The organism is Vibrio sp. RE86, from assembly GCF_013114545.1.
Lineage (GTDB): Bacteria > Pseudomonadota > Gammaproteobacteria > Enterobacterales > Vibrionaceae > Vibrio.
The window spans coordinates 170,812-190,561 of record NZ_VTXI01000004.1; the positions used below are offsets into that span (position 1 = coordinate 170,812).

A 19,750-nucleotide genomic window follows, 5' to 3' on the forward strand; every position below is an offset into this window, starting at 1 on the left:
CTATCCAAATAGAATTTTTAGATTGAAACAAACCGTAATGACAATGTAACAACAATGTTACATTACACCTCAAGCCCCTGTGGGATATAGACTTGTGCTCTGAGACCTTTAATCGGTAAGTTGTCAATAATGAGATCTCCACCGTGCCCATGTAAGATATTTCGGCAGATCCCAAGCCCTAAACCGTGTCCGGTATCATCCTTTGCCAATCGATAATAAGGCTCGAACACAGCCTCTAACTTGTCCTCTGGGATGCCCGGTCCTTGGTCGCAAATCACCACTTGGACCCACTCTTCAGTGCTTATAATCTCGACCTCGGCGTGAACCCCATACTTTACGGCGTTGTCGATTAGATTGCTTAATACCCGCTTCATCGCCAGTGGTTTGGCAACAATCGGCTCAAGTGTTTGAGGTTCAAACTGAACTCGCTGTTGAGAATGGTTAAGTGGCTCAATAATGCTAGCAATCAGTTCATTGAGATCGATATAGGTGTTGTTTTCATGCAAGTCTGTGTCTTGAACACATTGCAACGCGCCTTTTACCATCATCTCCAACTCATCCAAGTCACGATTAAACTTATCTCTTTTGGCATCGTTTTCTAGCAACTCGGCTCTTAACCTAAGTCTAGTGATGGGTGTTTTCAGATCGTGAGAAATCGCGGAGAAAAGATGTTCTCGATCCGCGACATAACGGCGAATACGTTGCTGCATCCTATTAAATGCTCGCGTTGCGGTAATAAGCTCGCTCGCGCCTTCTTCTTTTAACGGCGCCTGTTCAATGTCCATACTCATCTCATTGGCCGCTTTCGCCAAACGTTTGAGAGGTTTGACTTGCCGACGAACTAATAGGTAGGTGAGCACAAGAAGAATCGCGGTAGAGAAGATAAGAAACAGAATTTGCTCTCGACCAATTAAGGTGTCATCAAGTGTCACATAAGGCGCAGGAAGAAGCGCCGCTATATAGACCCACTCATGAGTGGTTAATTCAATCTGCACCACCAAGATAGGCGGATCGATAGGATCTAGCGTTAGCGTATGATGAGCCCATGATCTCGGCAGATCGTGCAGGTAAATGTCATTTTTGAGGAGGCGCAGATTATCTGCGTGAGAGAAGTCGACTGAAATGCTCTCTACTTTGGTCAGCTTGCTGTTTAGTACCCCCTCGATCGCCTCTATGGATGCACGCTTTAACGGTGTATCCGTAATGGGGTCGACGACCAGCTGCTCTTTGTTGAACGAGACAAAAAAACGAGTTCCCCCCATATTACGAATTTGGTCTAAAACAATATGACGATATCGAACCGGGAGCGATTGAAAGAACGTCACAGTTGAAGCAAACATATTGGCCATGCTCTGCGACGCGTCACGTATTCCTGCTAGCTCTTTGTGCTTTGATTCCGTGTACCAAATACTGGTGGCCACACCTTGAGCCAGAATGACGGCCAACAACGTCAGCCCTAGGGTTCGCCCAACTAAAGAGTTAGGTTTGATCCACCGCCAACCTTTACTGCTCATAGCTCACCGGCACCGCGAGTAGGTAACCATTTCCACGCATTGTTTTGATGTAATGAGGGAACTTGGCACTGTCTCCTAACCGCTGGCGAAGTCGGCTAAGCTGCACATCTATGCCCCGTTCGAATGGCAGAGCTTCTCGCCCTCTTGTTGCAAATGAAATCGTGTCACGATCGAGCACTTCGTTCGGCCTTTTCAAAAACAACATCAAGAGAGCAAAGTCACTGCCAGACAAATCATGGCTTTGCTGATTCTCAAGGTGAGTGATGCGATGTGCCAATGGGTCAAGTTGCCAATCCCCAAACACAATATGTTTGGCACTCGCACTGGCCGGGATCTCTTCCGACTGACTGACGCGGCGCATGACCGCTTTAATTCGGGCATTGAGATGACGCGGATTAAAAGGCTTAGCAATGTAATCATCAGCCCCTATTTCTAGGCCGATGATCTGGTCGGTATCATCAGAGACCGCCGTTAACATGATGATCGGCACGGATGAATGACGGCGCACTTGCTGGCACAAGGTGAAGCCATCATCCCCAGGGAGCATGACATCAAGCAAAATCAGTTCTGGATAGCCATGCTGATCAATGTGAGATTTCATCTGCTCACCATCATTAACACTGGTTACCACATACCCTTGCTTGGTGAGGTACTCTTCAAGCAACTCACAAATCTCTTGATCGTCATCGACTACGAGAATTTTCGCCGACATATCCCTACTCTCTACTGCGTCCGATTTATAAAGCGAGTGTAATCGTTTCTTAACTAGACGCTCATTAGGGAGTCGTGATTCTTTGAGTTCCTGACGGATTTATGTCACATCTTATTAACAAGACTTATCCTAGCCCAACAGGTAGAGAAGCTATGATGAACAACTGATTTCCATCTTTTTGCCCCAATCTGGTGGCAAATTGGCGTAAGCGTCCATATCTGGCTGTTCATCAAACGGATGTTTCAGTAATTGCGCTAAAGCATGAACTTCTGAAAAGTCGCCTTGTTCTGCCTTTTCTATGGCTATCTGGGCAAGGTAATTACGCAAAATATACTTAGGGTTCACACGACGCATCTGCTCACAACGCTGCTCTGCTGAAATAGAATTGCCGTTCTCATCCACCTCTTGAAGACAACGCTGAGTGTATAGGCTTAACCAATGAGATGCCGCTTCACGATCGATAAAGAGATCAATCACATCTAATTCCTGTTGTGTATCTAATGAAGAAAGCGTTCGCATGAATCGTGTGTAATCAACCCGACTCTGTTGTAGTACCTCGAACATCGATGCAAATAGCTGCTTATCGCCTTCATGTTTATTGGTTAAACCCAACTTTGAACGCATCAACAAACTAAACTGCTCACCCAGTTGCGTTTCATAACTCGCAAGAACTCGCTCCAGATCCGCTCGTTCAATAAGCGGCGATAAACTGTGTGCCAATGCCGATAAATTCCAAAGCCCGATTCGAGGTTGCTGATCAAACGCATAACGACCTTGGTAATCAGAGTGGTTACAGATATAGCCAGGTTCATAATCGTCCAAGAAGCCAAATGGACCATAGTCGAAAGTTTCACCAACAATCGACATGTTGTCGGTATTCATCACACCATGGGCAAACCCATACGCTTGCCATTGTGCAATCATGTTTGCAGTATTGGCGGCAATATGTTCAAACATCGCCAAATAAGGATTGTCGTATTGAGAGCAATCAGGCCAATACCATTCGATAACCTTGTCTGCGAGTAACTTGAGCTCTCCGAGCTGATTGGTATAGAAAAAATGTTCAAAGTGGCCAAAGCGAATGTGTGTTTTCGCGACTCTCAACAGCAGTGCCCCTTGTTCACACTTTTCGCGATACACCGGAGTATCACTGACAAGCATCCCAAGAGCACGAGTGGTTGGAATTCCAAGTCCCGCCATCGCTTCACTGCACAGATATTCGCGTATGGTTGAGCGAAGCACCGCTCTGCCATCACCCATTCGAGAGTACGGCGTCAAACCTGCACCTTTAATGTGAAGGTCATAGACTTGGCCTGAATCATTGGTCAATTCACCAAGCAAGAGTCCGCGGCCATCACCGAGATCTGGATTGTATGCGCCAAATTGATGTCCAGCATACTTCATCGCGATAGGTGGAGCGTCCTCAATGATCGCTTCCCCTGCTAGTAGTGCCTTAAGATCACCATCAGGCGCTGTCATGGGTAAATCATATTGGCGGGCAAAGTCACTATTCCAAATCACCCATTCTGAATTATCTAAAGGCTGTGGCATCACCACGGTATAAAAGGATGCGGGAAGAGAAAGAAATCGATGAGAGAGAGAAGGAAGCATATACAAACCATTAACAGTATTTAACATACCGAAGCTAGCACATGCCAGTTGCTAAGATCCAGAGGGCGCCTCAAAGTCACGTATGAGAAACACAAATGACAACAAGGCTTGCCTCTATATTTGCCCGTTTATAAAAGGGTAAAAACGGTAATCACACCCAGAAGAGAAAAAAGGCAAGTGCGGCTAATTACGCCAAAGTTTGAATGTTGAATCATCTCTTGATGCTGCATAGATAGAAACTCCTTTTGTTACACAGTCATTACAATATGATGAATATTCACTTAATCCACAATACATAAGAAGATTAAATTTTTATTACAGCCAACTATGGTATTTCAGAGTCTGTGCCTGTTGTCACATCGAACACTTTATAAATAGCGTTCCATCTATAAAAAATCGAGAAGTATCAACTATGATTGATCTATAAAAACAAAACTATATCGTCAGGAGTCTAGCTATGCGTTCGTTATTGCAACGATTTTCGCTACATCACATCGTTACTGCCCTAGCCGGGATACCCTTACTACTTGCAGCGTTAATGTCTATCGAGCTTTTTTTACATCAAAAGAGTATCGTCAACCAGGCAAATCAAGATCAGGAAGTCATTCAACTTACCTTACTTTACGACAACTTAGCCCACAATCTCGCGGTTGAACGTGGGCTTACCGCGGGAGTTTTAGGCAGTAAGGGGGCTGCGGAACAAGTAAAGAAGCTGCAAGAACAGCGCAGTAAAGCAGATCAACATATTCGATCTTTTAAAAGCTTTTCGCCAGAATTTCTCCCATTACCCTTAGTGGAAAGCCTCAGAAGTGACCTTGAGATAGAGCTAAATAAACTCCAGTCCGTGCGTTCCCAAGTTGATCAATTAGCACCGAAAACATCCCCTTTTGGCTACTACTCAAACTTAAATCAGCTAGCCATCGATAATACGCATATTCTGATTTCCGCGGTCAACAATATTGAAGTTACTCAACTTGGCAATTCATTGACTGCAATCATGACTATTAAAGAGCGAGCCGGTCAGGTGCGTGGTGCCTTAAACGGTGCCTTTGCGAGAAAGAACTCGACACTGAGCCAATATTCTGCGATTGAACAATACCTTAACTCAGGGGCCTACAGCGAACGTGCAGCGCTTCTTACCATGCCAACAGAGTACGCTTCTCAGCTTGAAGCAGCTAAAAACACCCTCAATGACCTACAAGGGCCTTCTCCTCTTACATGGTTCTCGGCTGCCACTGAGCGAATAAAACTCGTCAACCAGATTCGAAACCACCTGCAAAGTGACATGATCGCCACCGTCGAGAACCAAGCCCAAACTGCAACTTGGCAAATGAGTGCATTAATTTCGACAGGTCTGGTGCTTTCTATCATCTTAATCGCATCACTGACCATCTCATTGCGCAGTTTGAAGCAGCGTGTTCGCAGCCTGACTACGAATCTTTCATCGATGTCAGACAGCAACAACCTTAGTGTGGTTTTAAACGCCGAGGGTAAGAATGAACTGTCGCAAATCTCTCGCAGCGTTAATGGACTCATTGCGAGCATTAAGCACCTGCTTGTCAGCGTGACCGAAAGTAACGAGCACAGTAATGAACGGTTGGAGCAAATGGTTCAAGGTGCGACCGATCTCGGTACTAGCAGCCGTGCTACTGCGGATAAGTGTGGCAACATTGCCGCCGCCATGACCGAACTTTCTCAGTCGAGCTTGGAAATCGCTTCATCGTCTGAACGCTCTCTGCATGAGACAGAACAAATGACCATGAAAGTGAATCAGTGCCAAGAACAGAGCCGCACTTCTTATCAGGCCGTCGAAGCGTTAGTGAATCAAATCGAACAAACCCAATCTTGCATGCTTCAGCTGGAAAATGACGCGCAAAGTGTCAGTAAAATCGTCGAAACGATCAATGGTATATCTGAGCAAACAAACTTACTGGCCTTAAATGCTGCAATTGAAGCTGCCCGAGCAGGCGAACATGGTAGAGGCTTTGCTGTGGTCTCCTCAGAGGTAAGAGATCTGGCTCAGCGCAGTAAGACTGCAACAGAAGATATCTCACAGTTGCTGGCAAACATTACCAACAATACTCAAATGGCAGTCAGCAACATGAATAAGAGCCGCGCTGCCACGGATGAAACATTCAGTTCCGTTTCAGACGTTAACGACAGTATCACTCAGCTAGAGTCTTTGATTGAGGTAGTTAACGAACACATCACTAGCATTGCTAACTCGACCATCGAACAGTCAAAAGCCAGTGAAGCGGTCGACAAAGATGTGGATGTGTTGTCTGATATTGCCCAAACTACAGGGCAACTTGCCGACACCATGAAGCGAATTGTCTCAAGCTATCGTCAAGACGTCAGTGAGGTAAATGGTCAGCTACAAGAGTTCAAGCTTAACTAGTGCAAATCGAAAAGTAAAAAAGTGGCCAAGTGCCACTTTTTTCATTTCAACGTATATCAATCTGGATAAGTAGCTGTTCAGATAATTGCGCAGAAAAAATCGCTTAGAGCAAGGCATAGATTGCAGCTAGCTAGTTGACCTACCTACAAAATCTATAACGAAGCTATTAGTGATTTTAGCCAGCAAGAATGACCAGATATTTATTTAGGTTGGTATTACTTTCTGAGCCCTAACGAGATCCGAACAAAATCTCCGTCTTCGAACTCAACATTGTGGTCAAACAAAGACGAAGAGTAAATGGTTCTTAAAAAGGCGTGGCGCTCACCATGAGTGCCGCGAAATAGCATCGAAATGTCAGCAACAAGCTTATTACGGTTATTAAAATGCGCGTTCAAGTCTTGCGACAATACACAGAGCAAACAACCTTTGCTGTTATGTTTTAAATCAACCGATTCAGGGCTTGAGACGAGCACCGTAGTATTAAGCTCTTTCTCGAGCGTATTCACCAGCAGCAGAAAGCTATCCAAGTGTGGTAACTCATCCCCTTGAGTGGGTGGAAGTAAATTACCCAGCATCGATTCCATATCAAGACGCTGAGCTCGGCCATGACTTACCAGCGAACGTACCTTTTTCTTAAACGGTTTGTATTTTTTACTGTTCGCCGCTTTATTCAACCACGCAGACAATATGTCATTCACATCAGAGCGAGACTTTCTCGCTAGAACTTTGCCAGAATGGTTAGTGCGCAAATGAAGTAAAGCATGAAGAGCGAGTTCAGCCAAAAGCGGTTCAAACTCAGGTTTTATTTTGGTATGGATACTGCGCATGTTGCTGAAAATGGTTACTCGGTAAAGGCTTGAGTGAATCACTATCGATAAGGGAACGACATGCTACCGAAAAGGATTGCTTATGTACAGTAATGCATCGAAAAGCGATAAAAGTATCCTTGTTCCATTCCTTTCATTTAAACAACACATTTCTGTCATAAAAATCGAATCTATAATTCACAAAACATACATACCTTCTTAGCCAGTCGTTTTCGTCGTTGATCACCGAAATAGTGCTCACGGCCTACCATGATTAAACAAGGAGATATCATGACCACCCCATTTAAGGCGCTTGGCGTTCTGGCACTATCCTCACTCGCTGTTGCTTGTTCATCACAACCTGAGAAACCTGTTTCCTCTTTTGCTGCCCAGTGCAAAACGTCGATTGCTCCGACAAATGGTGAGTCATCGGTTCGAGGTTTAACCTTTATCGGCACTTCAGTGGCAAACGCACCATTTGATACATCTGCTGCCGAAATCGTCCAATACGATGCATGTACTGACAAGCTGTATGTTGTGAACGCCCAAGCAAAGCGTGTTGATGTGTTGTCCTTCGATGAGATGAGTGCACCTAAACAAACCGCATTTATCGATTTAAACAGCGCTGGAGAACATGCTGGAATCAGCATTGGTGCGGCAAATAGCGTTGCAGTATTTAGTGGTTTAGTCGCAGTCGCCATTGAGAATAGCAACAAACAGGAAAACGGCATCGTCGGCCTCTACCGCTCTGATGATCTATCTCTTATCACGACCTACCCTACTGGCGCACTGCCGGATATGGTCGGTTTTTCGAAAGACGGCCAATACATCGCAACGGCGAATGAAGGTGAACCAAACAAAGATTATTCCGTTGATCCTGAAGGCAGCATTACCCTGATTGATTTAACCCAAGGGGTCGCTGATGCCGAAGTAACTCAAATCGGCTTCAATGAATTTGATGGAGAGCGTAAGTCAGAACTCCCTCAAGATGTTCGAATCACAGGTCCCAATGCGACTGTCGCGCAAGATCTTGAACCTGAATACTTAACCTTTGCAGACAACGGAAAGATCTATGTTGCCCTGCAAGAAAACAATGCGATGGCGATTGTTAATCCTGAAAGTAAATCGGTCGAAAAGATTGTTAGTCTCGGAGAGAAGTCTTGGAGCGAGGCGACACTAGATGCTTCCAACAAAGACAAGAAAACAGGTAACTTCAACCATTACCCGCAGCTCGTAGGTCTATATATGCCTGACACACTAGACAGCTATTCGGTTGATGGCAAAACCTACATTGTCTCTGCAAATGAGGGAGACGGTCGTGAGTATGGTTTCAAAACTACGCAGCAACAGTGTGATCAAGCAGGCTTCACATGGGACGAAGATGATTACCAAGGCACTGGGGAATACACCTCCAAACAAGGCACTTGCTTGAGTCACATCGATGAAGTGCGTGGTAAAAAACTTAAAGTCTCTTCCGACCACCCTTTAGCCGAAGCGCTAAAAGACAACAATCAATTGGCTCGTCTTAAAGTGGTTAAATCGGACAAAGAGGTTGGTGCAAAGGACAATGTTCAAGCGTTTGGAGCTCGTTCGTTCTCTATTTGGGACGAACATGGTGAACTCGTGTTCGATAGTGGGGACGACCTAGCTTCTATTGCTTCATTCAAGCAAGGGGAACATTTCAATAGCACCAATGATAACAACAACAGCGGAGATGATCGCAGTGATGATAAGGGCATAGAGCCTGAAGCGATCGAAGTTGCAACGATTAATGGTAAGCACTACGCATTTGTTGGTTTAGAGCGCCAAGGTGGCATCATGATTTATGACATCACCGCCCCTAAGCAAGCTCTGTTCATCCACTACACTAATCGCCGTGATTACAGCCAACCCGTTTGCACTGAAGTCGAAGATGGCGATTGCGCCAATGGTACCTACAACCCTGACGCTGGGGATTTAGGTCCAGAGTCGATCAACTACTTCGCTCGCAACGGGCAACACTTTATCGCTGTCGGTAACGAAGTATCTGGCACGACATCGGTATTCAAAATCGAACTATAGCTTGTTGTTAAAAACGCCCGACGAATATCTCGGGCGTTTTTGTGTCTATAAGAGCGACACGTTACAAGTCTTGATTTTAGGAGCCCCAAAACGACAAAACCCTGAAAACTCAAAGAGCTTTCAGGGTTTCTAGATAAATGGCACGCCCTATAGGATTCGAACCTATGACCACATCCTTAGAAGGGACGTGCTCTATCCAGCTGAGCTAAGGGCGCGCTACAGGAAAGGATTATACGAGTTAGAACTCTTAAAACAAGGCCTTTTGATAACATTCTGATCTGAATGACTAAAAAAAGGTCACAGAATTATATTTTGATTAAAAACACCACAAAGCAAACGTTTGCTTATAGATGTTCGTCAAATAATTTGCGACAATGCGCTGCAAATAAGTCGCCATAATTTCTTAAGGTAAATCATGACAGCTCAAAATATCGACGGAACTCTGATTTCGCAAACCGTTCGTTCAGAAGTCGCAGCACGTGTTAAAGCTCGTAAAGAAGCAGGTCTTCGTGCTCCTGGTCTGGCTGTAGTATTAGTCGGTGAAGATCCAGCATCGCAAGTGTACGTGGGCAGTAAGCGTCGCGCTTGTGAAGAAGTTGGCTTTGTTTCTAAGTCTTTTGACCTTCCAGCTACATCAACAGAAGAAGAGCTATTGACTCTTATTGATGAGCTAAATGGTGACGACGAGATTGACGGTATCCTTGTTCAGCTGCCTCTTCCTGCTGGCATCGATGCAACGCACGTACTTGAGCGTATCCACCCGGAAAAAGACGTGGATGGTTTCCACCCATACAATGTAGGTCGCCTTGCTCAGCGTATGCCTAAGCTACGTTCTTGTACACCGAAAGGGATCATCACACTTCTAGACCGTTACAACATCGAGCTTCGTGGTAAACACGCTGTTGTGGTTGGCGCTTCAAACATTGTTGGTCGCCCAATGACACTTGAGCTATTACTAGCAGGCTGTACAACAACGACATGTCACCGCTTTACTAAAGATCTAGAAGGCCACGTTCGCCAAGCTGATCTGGTTGTAGTTGCGGTAGGTAAACCAAACTTCATCCCAGGTAACTGGATTAAGAAAGGTGCGGTTGTGGTTGATGTTGGTATTAACCGCTTAGAATCAGGCAAGCTGGTTGGTGACGTGGACTACGAGAACGCAAAAGAGAACGCGAGCTTCATTACTCCAGTTCCTGGTGGTGTAGGCCCAATGACAGTAGCAAGCCTAATCGAAAACACGATGCTGGCGTGTGAGCAATACCATACTAAGAAGTAACGCTATAAACGCTTGATTGAATGAGAAAAGGGTTGATGTTTAACGACATCAACCCTTTTTAGTATTAATACTCATGCTGTCATCCTCAAGAGTGAGGCACGAATGAATTGGGAATCTCTTAAAGCCATGGAGTCACTTTTAGAGATTCCTTACTCACTCATCCTTCGTTCTAAGGAATGACACGCTGGTCACTAACAGCTGTAATTAAAGGCTAAGAATCACACCCGCGATTGAAGCGCTCATTAAGTTAGCCATAACACCCGCAGCAATTGCTCTGAAGCCGAACTTAGAAATAAACGGACGCTTTTCAGGAACAACACTGCCTAAACCGCCAATCAGCATTGCCATGGTTGAGATGTTAGCAAAACCACATAGAGCGAAAGTCACGATCGCTTGAGAGTGTTCACTGAGCTGAGCTTTAACGTCCATCAACTGGATGAAGGCAACAAACTCATTTACTACCACTTTATTACCAATCAACGAGCCCGCAGTGACCGCTTCAGACCAAGGGATGCCCAATAGCCACGCAACAGGGGCAAACAAGTAACCTAGAATCAGTTCAAAGCTTAATGTCATACCGAACTGATCACCAATCCAGCCTAACATGCCGTTTAGCATTGCGATCACACTAATGAATGCCAATAACGTTGCGCCTACCGCAACCGCGATACGCAAACCCGACATAGCGCCATCAGCCATCGCTTCGACTACGTTGGTTGCTTTCGGCATTTCGACATTGTCGAGTTCAGTTTCTGCATTGATAGTCTGAGTTTCTGGCACCATGATTTTAGCCATCAACAAACCTGCAGGAGCAGACATGAAAGCGGCAGCAATGAGGTAGTTTAGGTCAACACCCAAAGAAGCATAGCCGACTAGGGTGCCACCAGCGACAGAAGCCAAACCGCCCGTCATAACAGCAAAGAACTGTGAGTCAGTCATCTGCTTTAGGTAAGGCTTAACCACTAATGGCGCTTCGATCATGCCAACGAAGATGTTTGCCGTTGCCGACAGTGACTCTGCGCGGCCAATCCCCAACAATTTCTGCAAACCACCACCGATGACGTTAATCACCTTTGGCATTAAACCAATATGGTACAAGCCAGAAATCAATGCAGAGAAGAAGATGATGATGCCAAGCACGTTGATGGCAAACGTAAATCCACCGGTTGCTAAGCCACCAAATAGGAAGGCAATCCCCTCTTGACCATAGTTGATCAGGTTAGATACCGCGCCAGTGACACTGTTAAGTGCTTCTTTACCCGCAGGCACGTAGAGCACTAGCAGTGCAAATGTGATTTGCAAAACAAACGCCAGTGAAACAGTTTTGAAGTTAATGCTTTTTCGGTTGGTCGACAGTAACCACGCCACAAATAAGATGGCAATAATGCCAAGAATAGAGTTCATAAAATGAATCCGACAAAAAGGGGAAACAGGAGTGGCGCCGGAGTGTATAGTGTCAAAAGTGAGATGCAAATCACATTTGTTAACAGGATGAATTAAACTGCTGAGCAAAGATTAATCATCAACTTAATCCTTTGATTTAATTGAATTTAAACGTTTGCCTCTGATTATTATTTCCTTTTGGAAAAGATGTTTATAAAGTCAGAAAAAATATATCTTGCCTTTACCAATATTACGGGCGCTGTATGTAGGGAGCGAGCTTCTTATCCCAATGACAAGGATTACCAATCTTTTGCTTAATAAAATCGATCACCGCGAGCGTTTTCTTAGGCAAGTAACGACGACTTGGATAAACCGCATAAAAAGGCATGCTTTGAGAAGCTTTCCAGTCAGGAAATAGCTGAATCAATTCGCCATTCTTAAACTCATCTCTTATAAGATACGTCGCCAAATAAGCAATCCCCCAGCCTGCTACTGCTGCATCTCGCACCGCTTCCGCTAAATCGACCGAGTAATTACCTGACACTTTGACGTTAACCTCCCCCTCTTGATTAGAAAAGGCCCATCGGATGTAATCCCTCTCCCAACTTCGATAAATAAGGCAGTTATGATCGGAAAGGTCATTGGGGTGTAGCGGCGTTGTATTCTTAACTAAGTAATCTGCTGAGGCGGCTACCACAAACTGAGAGTCTGCTAGTCGCTGAGCAACATAGCCTTCTGGTAGATGCTCATTATTGGTGATCCACAAATCTAGCCCTTCTTCCAACATATCGACACGATAATCGAACAAGTGGACTTCGACTTGTAAGTTTGGGTATTGCTGGCGCAGTTCATTGATCGCTGGGATGATATGCAGCGTACCAAAAGATTGCGACAAGCCAAGTTTCACCAAACCCGCCACTTCGTCACGCTGACACTCTATTTCTCTGCTTGCCTCCCCTACAACATCAACTAACCGTGCGCAATGTTCATAGAAATGCTGACCAGCTTCAGTTGGGGTAAAACTGCGCGTGGTACGTTGGACTAATTTTACCCCTAACGAGTCCTCTAATTGCGCCAGTTGTTTACTCACATACGACACAGACACCCCCAAGCTTTTCGCCGCTTGGGTAAAGTTTTGATGTTTTAGAAGGGCAGAAAAGACCACCATTTGTGACGCACGTTCTTGCAGCAAAATAAACTCCGAAAAAGAAAAAAGAGCTCCATTGAGCTCTTTTCATTGTCTGTATTGAATCTTCTACAAGGTGATTCTATCGGCAAGGTGACTTACCGCGAGTGCAAAGTAGTAAGAGCGGTTCCACTTCATCAATACATTGTAGTTGTTGTAAACCAGATAGACTCGTCCGTTCGCGTTGTCTGGTGCTGTTAACCAAGCATCGACATCGACTTGTGGCAGTGCACTTCCGTCGAAACGGGTAATACCCAATTGGTTCCACTCGGCTAGCTTTTTCTCTTTGCCCTCGATGCGCCCCTCAAGAGCCATATCGAAGCCAGCTGGCAATTTAACTTGGCGACCCCAAGTATAAGTGTCGTTCCAGCCAAACTCACTTAGGTAGTTTGCCGCCGACGCAAAGACATCAGCTTCTGTGTTCCAAATGTCTTTCTTACCATCACCGTTGCCATCTGCAGCATACGCAAGGAACGAGCTTGGCATAAATTGACACTGCCCCATCGCGCCTGCCCAAGAGCCTTTAAAGTCTTCAAACTCTATATGCCCCTCATCGAGGATCTGAAGCGCGGCCATGGTCTCGCTGCGGAAAAAGGCTTCACGACGTCCATCATAGGCAAGAGTAGAAAGAGCATCGATTACGCGGTAATTCCCTGTAAAACGACCAAAATTACTCTCCACACCCCAAAGCGCGACAATAAAGCGCGGTTGAACCCCATACTTTTCACCAATACGGCTTAGTTCGTCGTAGTGTTTTTGGTAGAGTTCTTTCGCTTGCTTTACTTTCCAATCAGGCACTGCACGCGGGATGTACTCATCCAACGTCAATCTTTTTTCTGGCTGGTTGTTGTCAGCTTTCACCGCGCGCGGTTTGTGAGTGACATCGGTAAAAGCTTGTTCAATAACCTGTTCTGAGATCCCTTGATCACGGGCCTCTTGTTTTAGGCCTTTAACATACTCATCAAAGCTTGCTTCATTCGCATACACAGATGAGGTTAAAGCGAGACCTAGAGCGACTGACAATAATTTTTTCAACTTGCCCTCCTTGAGCAGTCAAATACAACAATCCGTTTTCTGTTCTTGAGGCGATTAACCTTCGTTATCTTGGGATTGTTGACGAGCTTTTTTCTGCTCTTTGTATTCATCTAATAGGTTTTTTGGCGGTGGTGGCAACTGGAGGAAGAAACCTTCATCCTGCATAGATTGCTTCACTTTCTCAACGTCAACTTGAGCCAATGTGCGCCCATCTAATTTGACCACCATAACCATGGTAGGTTTGCCAAACATCTGCATTAATGTGTCAGGAACTTGTGAAAAATCATCCTTTTTTGGGATGTAGAGGTAAGCGCCTTCTTTTTTAGAACTTTTGTAAATTGCACAAAGCATTGGAAACCTTTGTCCGTAAATAGTCAGAGAACGTTACTGTTTGGCTAAATTTGAGAGCAAAACAGTCAATTGAGCACAAGATAGCTTGCTGTGCCTATTATTGGAATATAACATGATACCCCTAGTCTCAGGCAACGCCCTTAAGAGGTTGTAAGTAAAAGATGTCACAGACCCCAGACCTAAAAGGCAGTAGCTTTACTTTGTCAGTTTTACACCTTTCTGACAACGATGTTGATAAAACAATTCACTTCCTACAAGAAAAGGTTACTCAGGCTCCAGCATTTTTTGCTCATGCCCCTGTTGTCATAAATATATCTAAAGTCGATGGTGATATTGACTTCATGAGACTAAAGGACGGTATCTCTGTTGCGGGAATGATTCCCGTTGGTGTGACCGGCTGCAAAGACAAACGCACAGAAAACTTAGCCTCAGAAGCCGAGTTTGCGATTATGTCGGCAAGTAAGTCACCGACTCAAGCTCCAGCAAAAATGCTGCCCACAAAAATTATTCGAACGCCAGTACGTTCTGGTCAACAAATCTATGCGAAAGACAGCGACCTTATCGTGTTAAGCCACGTAAGCGAAGGCGCAGAAGTAATTGCAGATGGCTCTATCCATGTTCATGGAACACTGCGAGGCCGCGCTATTGCAGGCGCCAGCGGTAATACAGGTGCAGTAATCATCTGTAATAAATTACACGCAGAGCTAATGTCTATCGCTGGTCACTATTGGCTGACTGAACAATTTGCTGAAGAGTACTGGCAACAAAAAGTCATGTTCAGCTTGAACGATGACTCTTTAAAATTTGAGTTGCTATCAATTTAAAACAATTAAGGAACACATAATGGCACGCGTTATTGTTGTTACGTCAGGTAAAGGCGGTGTTGGTAAAACCACGTCTAGCGCAGCAATCGCCTCAGGTCTTGCACTGAAAGGCAAAAAAACCGCTGTAATCGACTTCGATATCGGTCTGCGTAACTTAGATCTAATCATGGGCTGCGAACGCCGCGTCGTTTACGATTTTGTCAACGTTATCAATGGTGAAGCAACACTGAACCAAGCGATGATTAAAGATAAGCGCACCGAGAATCTTTTCATTCTTCCAGCCTCTCAAACGCGTGACAAAGATGCTCTTACAAAAGAGGGCGTTCGCCGAGTATTAGATGAACTCGACGAGATGGGCTTTGATTTCGTTATCTGTGACTCACCTGCGGGTATCGAGCAGGGTGCGCTAATGGCGCTATACTTTGCAGATGAAGCGATTGTAACAACTAACCCAGAAGTCTCTTCTGTTCGCGACTCTGACCGAATTCTAGGTATCTTAGATTCTAAGTCTCGCCGTGCCGAAGAAGGTTTAGAGCCAGTTAAGCAGCACCTGCTTTTGACTCGTTACAACCCAGCGCGTGTAACACAAGGTGAAATGCTGAGCGTAGAAGATGTTGAAGAGATTCTGCACATTTCTCTACTGGGCGTGATTCCAGAGAGCCAGGCGGTACTAAACGCTTCTAACAAAGGTGTACCTGTGATTTTTGATGATCAATCAGACGCAGGTATGGCTTACGATGACACAGTTGAGCGCCTGCTTGGCCAGCAAGTGGACTTCCGCTTCCTGACTGAACAGAAGAAAGGAATCTTTAAACGACTATTCGGAGGCTAGATCGGCATGTCACTACTTGAGTTTTTCCGCCCACAGAAGAAAACATCCGCGAACTTAGCCAAAGAGCGTTTACAGATCATCGTCGCAGAGCGTCGTAGCCACAATGACCCTGCGCCCTCTTACTTGCCACAACTTAAAGAAGATATTCTTAAAGTAATCGGTAAGTATGTGGCCGTTGATCCTTCTATGGTTGATTTGTCTTTCGAGCACAAAGATGATGATATTTCAGTGCTGGAACTTAACGTTAAGCTTCCTGAAGACGAGAAATAAACAGCTACGAGCTAAATGATTAAAGGTTGATGTGAAGGCATCAACCTTTTTTTGTGCCCGTTATCCTCAAGGGTGAGGATTGAACGAGTTGGGGAGCTCTTAACGTTCATCGTCAATCCAAAGAGATTCCCTACTCACTCCTTCGGCGCTCTGCGGAAAGACAAAGTTCTGATCAAAAAAAAGCCCCAGTCTTTCGACTGGGGCTTTATCTTTTCCCGATGTGTAGATTTAAGTGCTAGCGAAAATCTACCTCAAACTGACGCTTACTTATGCTTCAGCTTTTGCTTTCTTAGCTTTAGGCGCTGCTTTTGCTGCTTCTTGGTCTGCTTTCTTCTTGATAACTGTAGTACCTTCGAAAGTTTCACCTTCAACAAATGCTTTACCGTAGTAAGACGCTAGTAGAACTTCTTTTAGCTCAGTGATTAGAGGGTAACGTGGGTTAGCACCTGTACACTGGTCATCGAACGCTTCTACTGCTAGCTCTTCTAGCTTAGCGATGAAGTCTGCTTCAGATACACCTGCCGCTTGGATAGACGTTGGGATATCTAGGTTCAGTTTCAGCTCTTCTAACCATGCTAGTAGACGTTCAATCTTCTGAGCAGTACGGTCACCTTCTTGGCTTAGGCCTAGGTGGTCAGCTACTTCAGCGTAACGACGACGTGCTTGTGGACGGTCGTACTGAGAGAACGCAGTTTGCTTAGTTGGGTTGTCGTTCGCGTTGTAACGTACAACGTTAGAGATTAGTAGTGCGTTTGCCAGACCGTGTGGTAGGTGGAACTCAGCACCAATCTTGTGCGCCATTGAGTGACAAACACCTAGGAATGCGTTCGCGAATGCCACACCAGCGATAGTTGCTGCGTTGTGTACTTTCTCACGAGCGATTGGGTCGTTTGCACCGTTCGCGTAGCTTGATGGTAGGTACTCTTTCAGCATCTTAAGTGCTTGTAGAGCCTGACCGTCAGAGTATTCGTTCGCAAGAACAGATACGTAAGCTTCTAGAGCGTGAGTTACTGCATCGTAACCACCGAATGCTGTTAGAGACTTAGGCATGTTCATTACTAGGTTCGCATCAACGATAGCCATGTTTGGCGTGATTTCGTAATCAGCTAGTGGGTACTTAGCACCAGTCTCGTCGTCTGTAACAACAGCGAATGGAGTAACTTCTGAACCCGTACCTGAAGTTGTAGTGATACATACAAGCTCAGCTTTCTTACCCATTTTAGGGAACTTGTAGATACGTTTACGGATGTCCATAAAGCGCATTGCTAGTTCTTCGAATGCTGTTTCTGGGTGCTCGTACATTACCCACATGATTTTCGCTGCATCCATCGGAGAACCACCACCTAGAGCGATGATTACGTCTGGCTGGAAGCTTTGCATTGCTTCTGCACCTTTCTTAACAACAGATAGCGTTGGATCCGCTTCTACGTCGAAGAAAGTTTGAACTTCAATGCCTTGAGCTTTAAGAAGTTGTACTACGTCATCCGCGTAACCGTTGTTGAATAGGAAACGGTCAGTTACTAGGAATGCACGCTTCTTACCTTCTAGGTCGCTCATTGCGATTGGAAGGCTACCACGACGGAAGTAGATAGACTTAGGTAGTTTGTGCCACAACATGTTTTCAGCTCGCTTCGCTACAGTTTTCTTGTTGATTAGGTGCTTAGGACCTACGTTCTCAGAGATAGAGTTACCACCCCATGAACCACAACCTAGAGTTAGAGAAGGTGCAACGTTGAAGTTGTACAGGTCACCGATACCACCGTGAGTCGTCGGGATGTTGATTAGGATACGTGCAGTCTTCATCTTGTCACCGAAGTAACGGATACGGTCTGCGTTTGTATCTTGGTTCGTGTATAGGCCAGATGTGTGACCGATACCGCCGATCTCTACCATAGTTACCGCTTGAGCAACTGCGTCTTCGAAGTCATCAGCGCGGAATAGACCTAGAGTTGGAGACAATTTCTCGTGAGCAAATTCATCTTCGTAACAAACTTTACCTAGACCTTCACCAACAAGAACTTTCGTGTCAGCTGGTACTTTAACGCCTGCTAGTTCAGCGATTGCTGGAGCTGGTTGGCCAACGATTTTCGCGTTTAGTGCGCCGTCGATTAGAAGAACTTTACGTACTTTGTCAGCGTCAGCTTTAGATAGAACGTGAGCTTTATGAGATGCGAAACGCTCTTTCACTTCGTCGTATACTTCGTCAACTACGATTGCAGCCTGCTCAGAAGCACATACTACGCCGTTATCGAATGTTTTAGACATTAGGATAGATGCTACAGCACGCTTAACGTCAGCCGTTTCATCGATAACAACAGGAACGTTACCTGCACCTACACCGATAGCTGGTTTACCAGAAGAGTAAGCCGCTTTAACCATGCCTGGACCACCAGTTGCAAGGATAAGTGCGATACCATCGTGCTTCATTAGAGCGTTAGAAAGCTCTACAGATGGCTGGTCAATCCAACCGATGATGTCTTTTGGCGCACCCGCTGCTACTGCTGCGTCAAGAACCAGTTTCGCTGCATCATTCGTTGAGTTTTTCGCACGTGGGTGTGGCGAAAAGATGATGCCGTTACGAGTTTTAAGTGAGATTAGAGACTTGAAGATTGCTGTAGAAGTCGGGTTAGTTGTTGGGACGATACCACAGATGATACCTACAGGCTCTGCGATAGTCATAGTGCCCAGGTTGTCGTCCTCTTCTAGAACGCCACACGTCTTCTCATCTTTGTATTTGTTGTAGATGAACTCAGAAGCGAAGTGGTTCTTGATTACCTTATCTTCAACAATACCCATACCAGACTCTGCTACCGCTTGTTGAGCTAGCGGGATACGAGCTTGGTTAGCTGCTAGAGAAGCAGCACGGAAGATCTTGTCTACTTGCTCTTGAGAGAAAGTAGCGAACTCTTCTTGCGCTTTCTTAACGCGTGCAATCATTGCATCTAGTTCAGCTAGGTTAGTTACAGGCATAGGGATTCTCCTAAAATTAACAATATTAAAAACTTTTTATTAAGCTCACTGCTTCAAAACAGACGTCTTAGTAAATTGCTTTCAGGGCTGAGTATATTATTTCAGGTTGTGAAAAAAATTGACCCAGATCAGTTACCCAAAAGGAATTAACCAATTAGTGGTAAGGCAATCGCAAAAATCACCATAAGCCAATGATTTTGCTAGATTTAAATCACACTTTTTAATCGAACAAAAAAGCATCAAACAAATCAATTAGATTGCAATAAAGCCACATTCTGTAAAAAAGTTTCATTTTTTGACCACATACTTACATGTAATCCATGATCCTTGTGCTACTGAGAGTATATGTAATTCGCATTTTCTCTCTATTTTCTGACCTAATTTTTGTCAAAAATGTGCGAATGTTAACGTTTGTATAAAACGAACGCTTTGTGAGCATCATTCTACGTAACAAAGTATGTCATTACTGTTTACGAACTATTCAATAATTAGATTTTCTCAGTTATGAAATAGTTTTAACT

General features: G+C 44.9%; 15 protein-coding genes and 1 tRNA gene. 6 read left to right on the forward strand and 10 right to left on the reverse strand.

Translation table 11 applies throughout. The features are described 5' to 3' along the window. Nucleotides 1-62 precede the first annotated feature (62 nt). The 3 genes from F0231_RS05970 to F0231_RS05980 all read right to left on the reverse strand — a co-directional run bounded on the left by F0231_RS05970 (nt 63) and on the right by F0231_RS05980 (nt 3,837). Nucleotides 63-1,514: an ATP-binding protein gene (locus F0231_RS05970; protein WP_171758806.1), complete on the reverse strand. Its 1,452-nt coding sequence runs from the start codon at nt 1,512-1,514 to the stop codon at nt 63-65. Beyond that, a complete protein-coding gene (locus tag F0231_RS05975; protein WP_171758807.1) occupies nt 1,504-2,226 on the reverse strand; it encodes a response regulator in 723 nt (240 codons plus the stop codon). The genes F0231_RS05970 and F0231_RS05975 overlap by 11 nt, the downstream gene beginning before the upstream one ends. Nucleotides 2,227-2,376: 150 nt before the next feature. After that, on the reverse strand, nt 2,377-3,837 hold the full coding sequence (locus F0231_RS05980) for a protein adenylyltransferase SelO (RefSeq protein ID WP_171758808.1): 1,461 nt from the start codon (nt 3,835-3,837) through the stop codon (nt 2,377-2,379). 457 nt (nt 3,838-4,294) lie between these two features. On the opposite strand from F0231_RS05980, the gene F0231_RS05985 reads away from it, so the two are divergent. Beyond that, entirely contained in the window at nt 4,295-6,235 is a 1,941-nt protein-coding gene (locus F0231_RS05985) for a methyl-accepting chemotaxis protein (protein WP_171758809.1), read from the forward strand. 215 nt (nt 6,236-6,450) lie between these two features. Here the strand turns inward: F0231_RS05985 and F0231_RS05990 are convergent, their stop codons facing one another. Beyond that, the gene (locus F0231_RS05990) at nt 6,451-7,062 is read right to left on the reverse strand and encodes a DUF2913 family protein (RefSeq protein WP_171758810.1); all 612 of its coding nucleotides are present in this window, start codon (nt 7,060-7,062) and stop codon (nt 6,451-6,453) included. Between the two features lie 270 nt (nt 7,063-7,332). Here F0231_RS05990 and F0231_RS05995 point away from each other — a divergent pair, with 270 nt between their 5' ends. Further along, complete coding sequence (locus F0231_RS05995) at nt 7,333-9,102, forward strand: choice-of-anchor I family protein (RefSeq protein WP_171758811.1); 1,770 nt, start codon at nt 7,333-7,335, stop codon at nt 9,100-9,102. Between the two features lie 138 nt (nt 9,103-9,240). Here F0231_RS05995 and F0231_RS06000 read toward each other — a convergent pair. After that, nucleotides 9,241-9,317, reverse strand: a tRNA-Arg gene (locus F0231_RS06000). A gap of 200 nt (nt 9,318-9,517) precedes the next feature. On the opposite strand from F0231_RS06000, the gene folD reads away from it, so the two are divergent. Then, entirely contained in the window at nt 9,518-10,378 is an 861-nt protein-coding gene (gene folD / locus F0231_RS06005) for a bifunctional methylenetetrahydrofolate dehydrogenase/methenyltetrahydrofolate cyclohydrolase FolD (RefSeq protein WP_171758812.1), read from the forward strand. Between the two features lie 204 nt (nt 10,379-10,582). Here the strand turns inward: folD and F0231_RS06010 are convergent, their stop codons facing one another. The 4 genes from F0231_RS06010 to F0231_RS06025 form a co-directional block, all read right to left on the reverse strand. Continuing rightward, complete coding sequence (locus F0231_RS06010; RefSeq protein ID WP_171758813.1) at nt 10,583-11,782, reverse strand: NupC/NupG family nucleoside CNT transporter; 1,200 nt, start codon at nt 11,780-11,782, stop codon at nt 10,583-10,585. Nucleotides 11,783-12,011: 229 nt separating this feature from the next. Then, nucleotides 12,012-12,953: a LysR family transcriptional regulator gene (locus F0231_RS06015; RefSeq protein ID WP_171758814.1), complete on the reverse strand. Its 942-nt coding sequence runs from the start codon at nt 12,951-12,953 to the stop codon at nt 12,012-12,014. Nucleotides 12,954-13,016: 63 nt separating this feature from the next. Further along, nucleotides 13,017-13,982, reverse strand: coding sequence for a lytic transglycosylase domain-containing protein (locus F0231_RS06020; RefSeq protein WP_171758815.1), 966 nt, complete (start codon nt 13,980-13,982; stop codon nt 13,017-13,019). 54 nt (nt 13,983-14,036) lie between these two features. After that, the gene (locus F0231_RS06025; RefSeq protein WP_171758816.1) at nt 14,037-14,333 is read right to left on the reverse strand and encodes a YcgL domain-containing protein; all 297 of its coding nucleotides are present in this window, start codon (nt 14,331-14,333) and stop codon (nt 14,037-14,039) included. Between the two features lie 161 nt (nt 14,334-14,494). Here F0231_RS06025 and minC point away from each other — a divergent pair, with 161 nt between their 5' ends. Genes minC through minE form a run of 3 tightly spaced genes read left to right on the forward strand, consistent with a single transcriptional unit; the run spans nt 14,495 to nt 16,259 of the window. After that, the gene (minC, locus tag F0231_RS06030; RefSeq protein ID WP_171758817.1) at nt 14,495-15,157 is read left to right on the forward strand and encodes a septum site-determining protein MinC; all 663 of its coding nucleotides are present in this window, start codon (nt 14,495-14,497) and stop codon (nt 15,155-15,157) included. Between the two features lie 19 nt (nt 15,158-15,176). Further along, nucleotides 15,177-15,989, forward strand: a complete 813-nt coding sequence (gene minD, locus F0231_RS06035; RefSeq protein WP_171758818.1) for a septum site-determining protein MinD — start codon at nt 15,177-15,179, stop codon at nt 15,987-15,989. A gap of 6 nt (nt 15,990-15,995) precedes the next feature. Beyond that, nucleotides 15,996-16,259, forward strand: coding sequence for a cell division topological specificity factor MinE (gene minE / locus F0231_RS06040; protein WP_171758819.1), 264 nt, complete (start codon nt 15,996-15,998; stop codon nt 16,257-16,259). A gap of 267 nt (nt 16,260-16,526) precedes the next feature. Here minE and adhE read toward each other — a convergent pair whose 3' ends face one another. Further along, a complete protein-coding gene (adhE, locus tag F0231_RS06045) occupies nt 16,527-19,229 on the reverse strand; it encodes a bifunctional acetaldehyde-CoA/alcohol dehydrogenase (RefSeq protein WP_171758820.1) in 2,703 nt (900 codons plus the stop codon). Between the last annotated feature and the right edge of the window lie 521 nt (nt 19,230-19,750).

Excerpts from the sequence above, each read along its gene's own strand:
- F0231_RS05990 (WP_171758810.1), bottom strand. The coding sequence starts at position 7,062 with ATGCGCAGTATCCATACCAAAATAAAACCTGAGTTTGAACCGCTTTTG.
- F0231_RS06025 (WP_171758816.1), bottom strand. The coding sequence starts at position 14,333 with ATGCTTTGTGCAATTTACAAAAGTTCTAAAAAAGAAGGCGCTTACCTC.
- folD (WP_171758812.1), top strand. The coding sequence starts at position 9,518 with ATGACAGCTCAAAATATCGACGGAACTCTGATTTCGCAAACCGTTCGT.
- F0231_RS05985 (WP_171758809.1), top strand. The coding sequence starts at position 4,295 with ATGCGTTCGTTATTGCAACGATTTTCGCTACATCACATCGTTACTGCC.
- F0231_RS05970 (WP_171758806.1), bottom strand. The coding sequence starts at position 1,514 with ATGAGCAGTAAAGGTTGGCGGTGGATCAAACCTAACTCTTTAGTTGGG.
- adhE (WP_171758820.1), bottom strand. The coding sequence starts at position 19,229 with ATGCCTGTAACTAACCTAGCTGAACTAGATGCAATGATTGCACGCGTT.
- F0231_RS05995 (WP_171758811.1), top strand. The coding sequence starts at position 7,333 with ATGACCACCCCATTTAAGGCGCTTGGCGTTCTGGCACTATCCTCACTC.
- minC (WP_171758817.1), top strand. The coding sequence starts at position 14,495 with ATGTCACAGACCCCAGACCTAAAAGGCAGTAGCTTTACTTTGTCAGTT.
- F0231_RS06010 (WP_171758813.1), bottom strand. The coding sequence starts at position 11,782 with ATGAACTCTATTCTTGGCATTATTGCCATCTTATTTGTGGCGTGGTTA.
- minD (WP_171758818.1), top strand. The coding sequence starts at position 15,177 with ATGGCACGCGTTATTGTTGTTACGTCAGGTAAAGGCGGTGTTGGTAAA.
- minE (WP_171758819.1), top strand. The coding sequence starts at position 15,996 with ATGTCACTACTTGAGTTTTTCCGCCCACAGAAGAAAACATCCGCGAAC.
- F0231_RS05980 (WP_171758808.1), bottom strand. The coding sequence starts at position 3,837 with ATGCTTCCTTCTCTCTCTCATCGATTTCTTTCTCTTCCCGCATCCTTT.
- F0231_RS05975 (WP_171758807.1), bottom strand. The coding sequence starts at position 2,226 with ATGTCGGCGAAAATTCTCGTAGTCGATGACGATCAAGAGATTTGTGAG.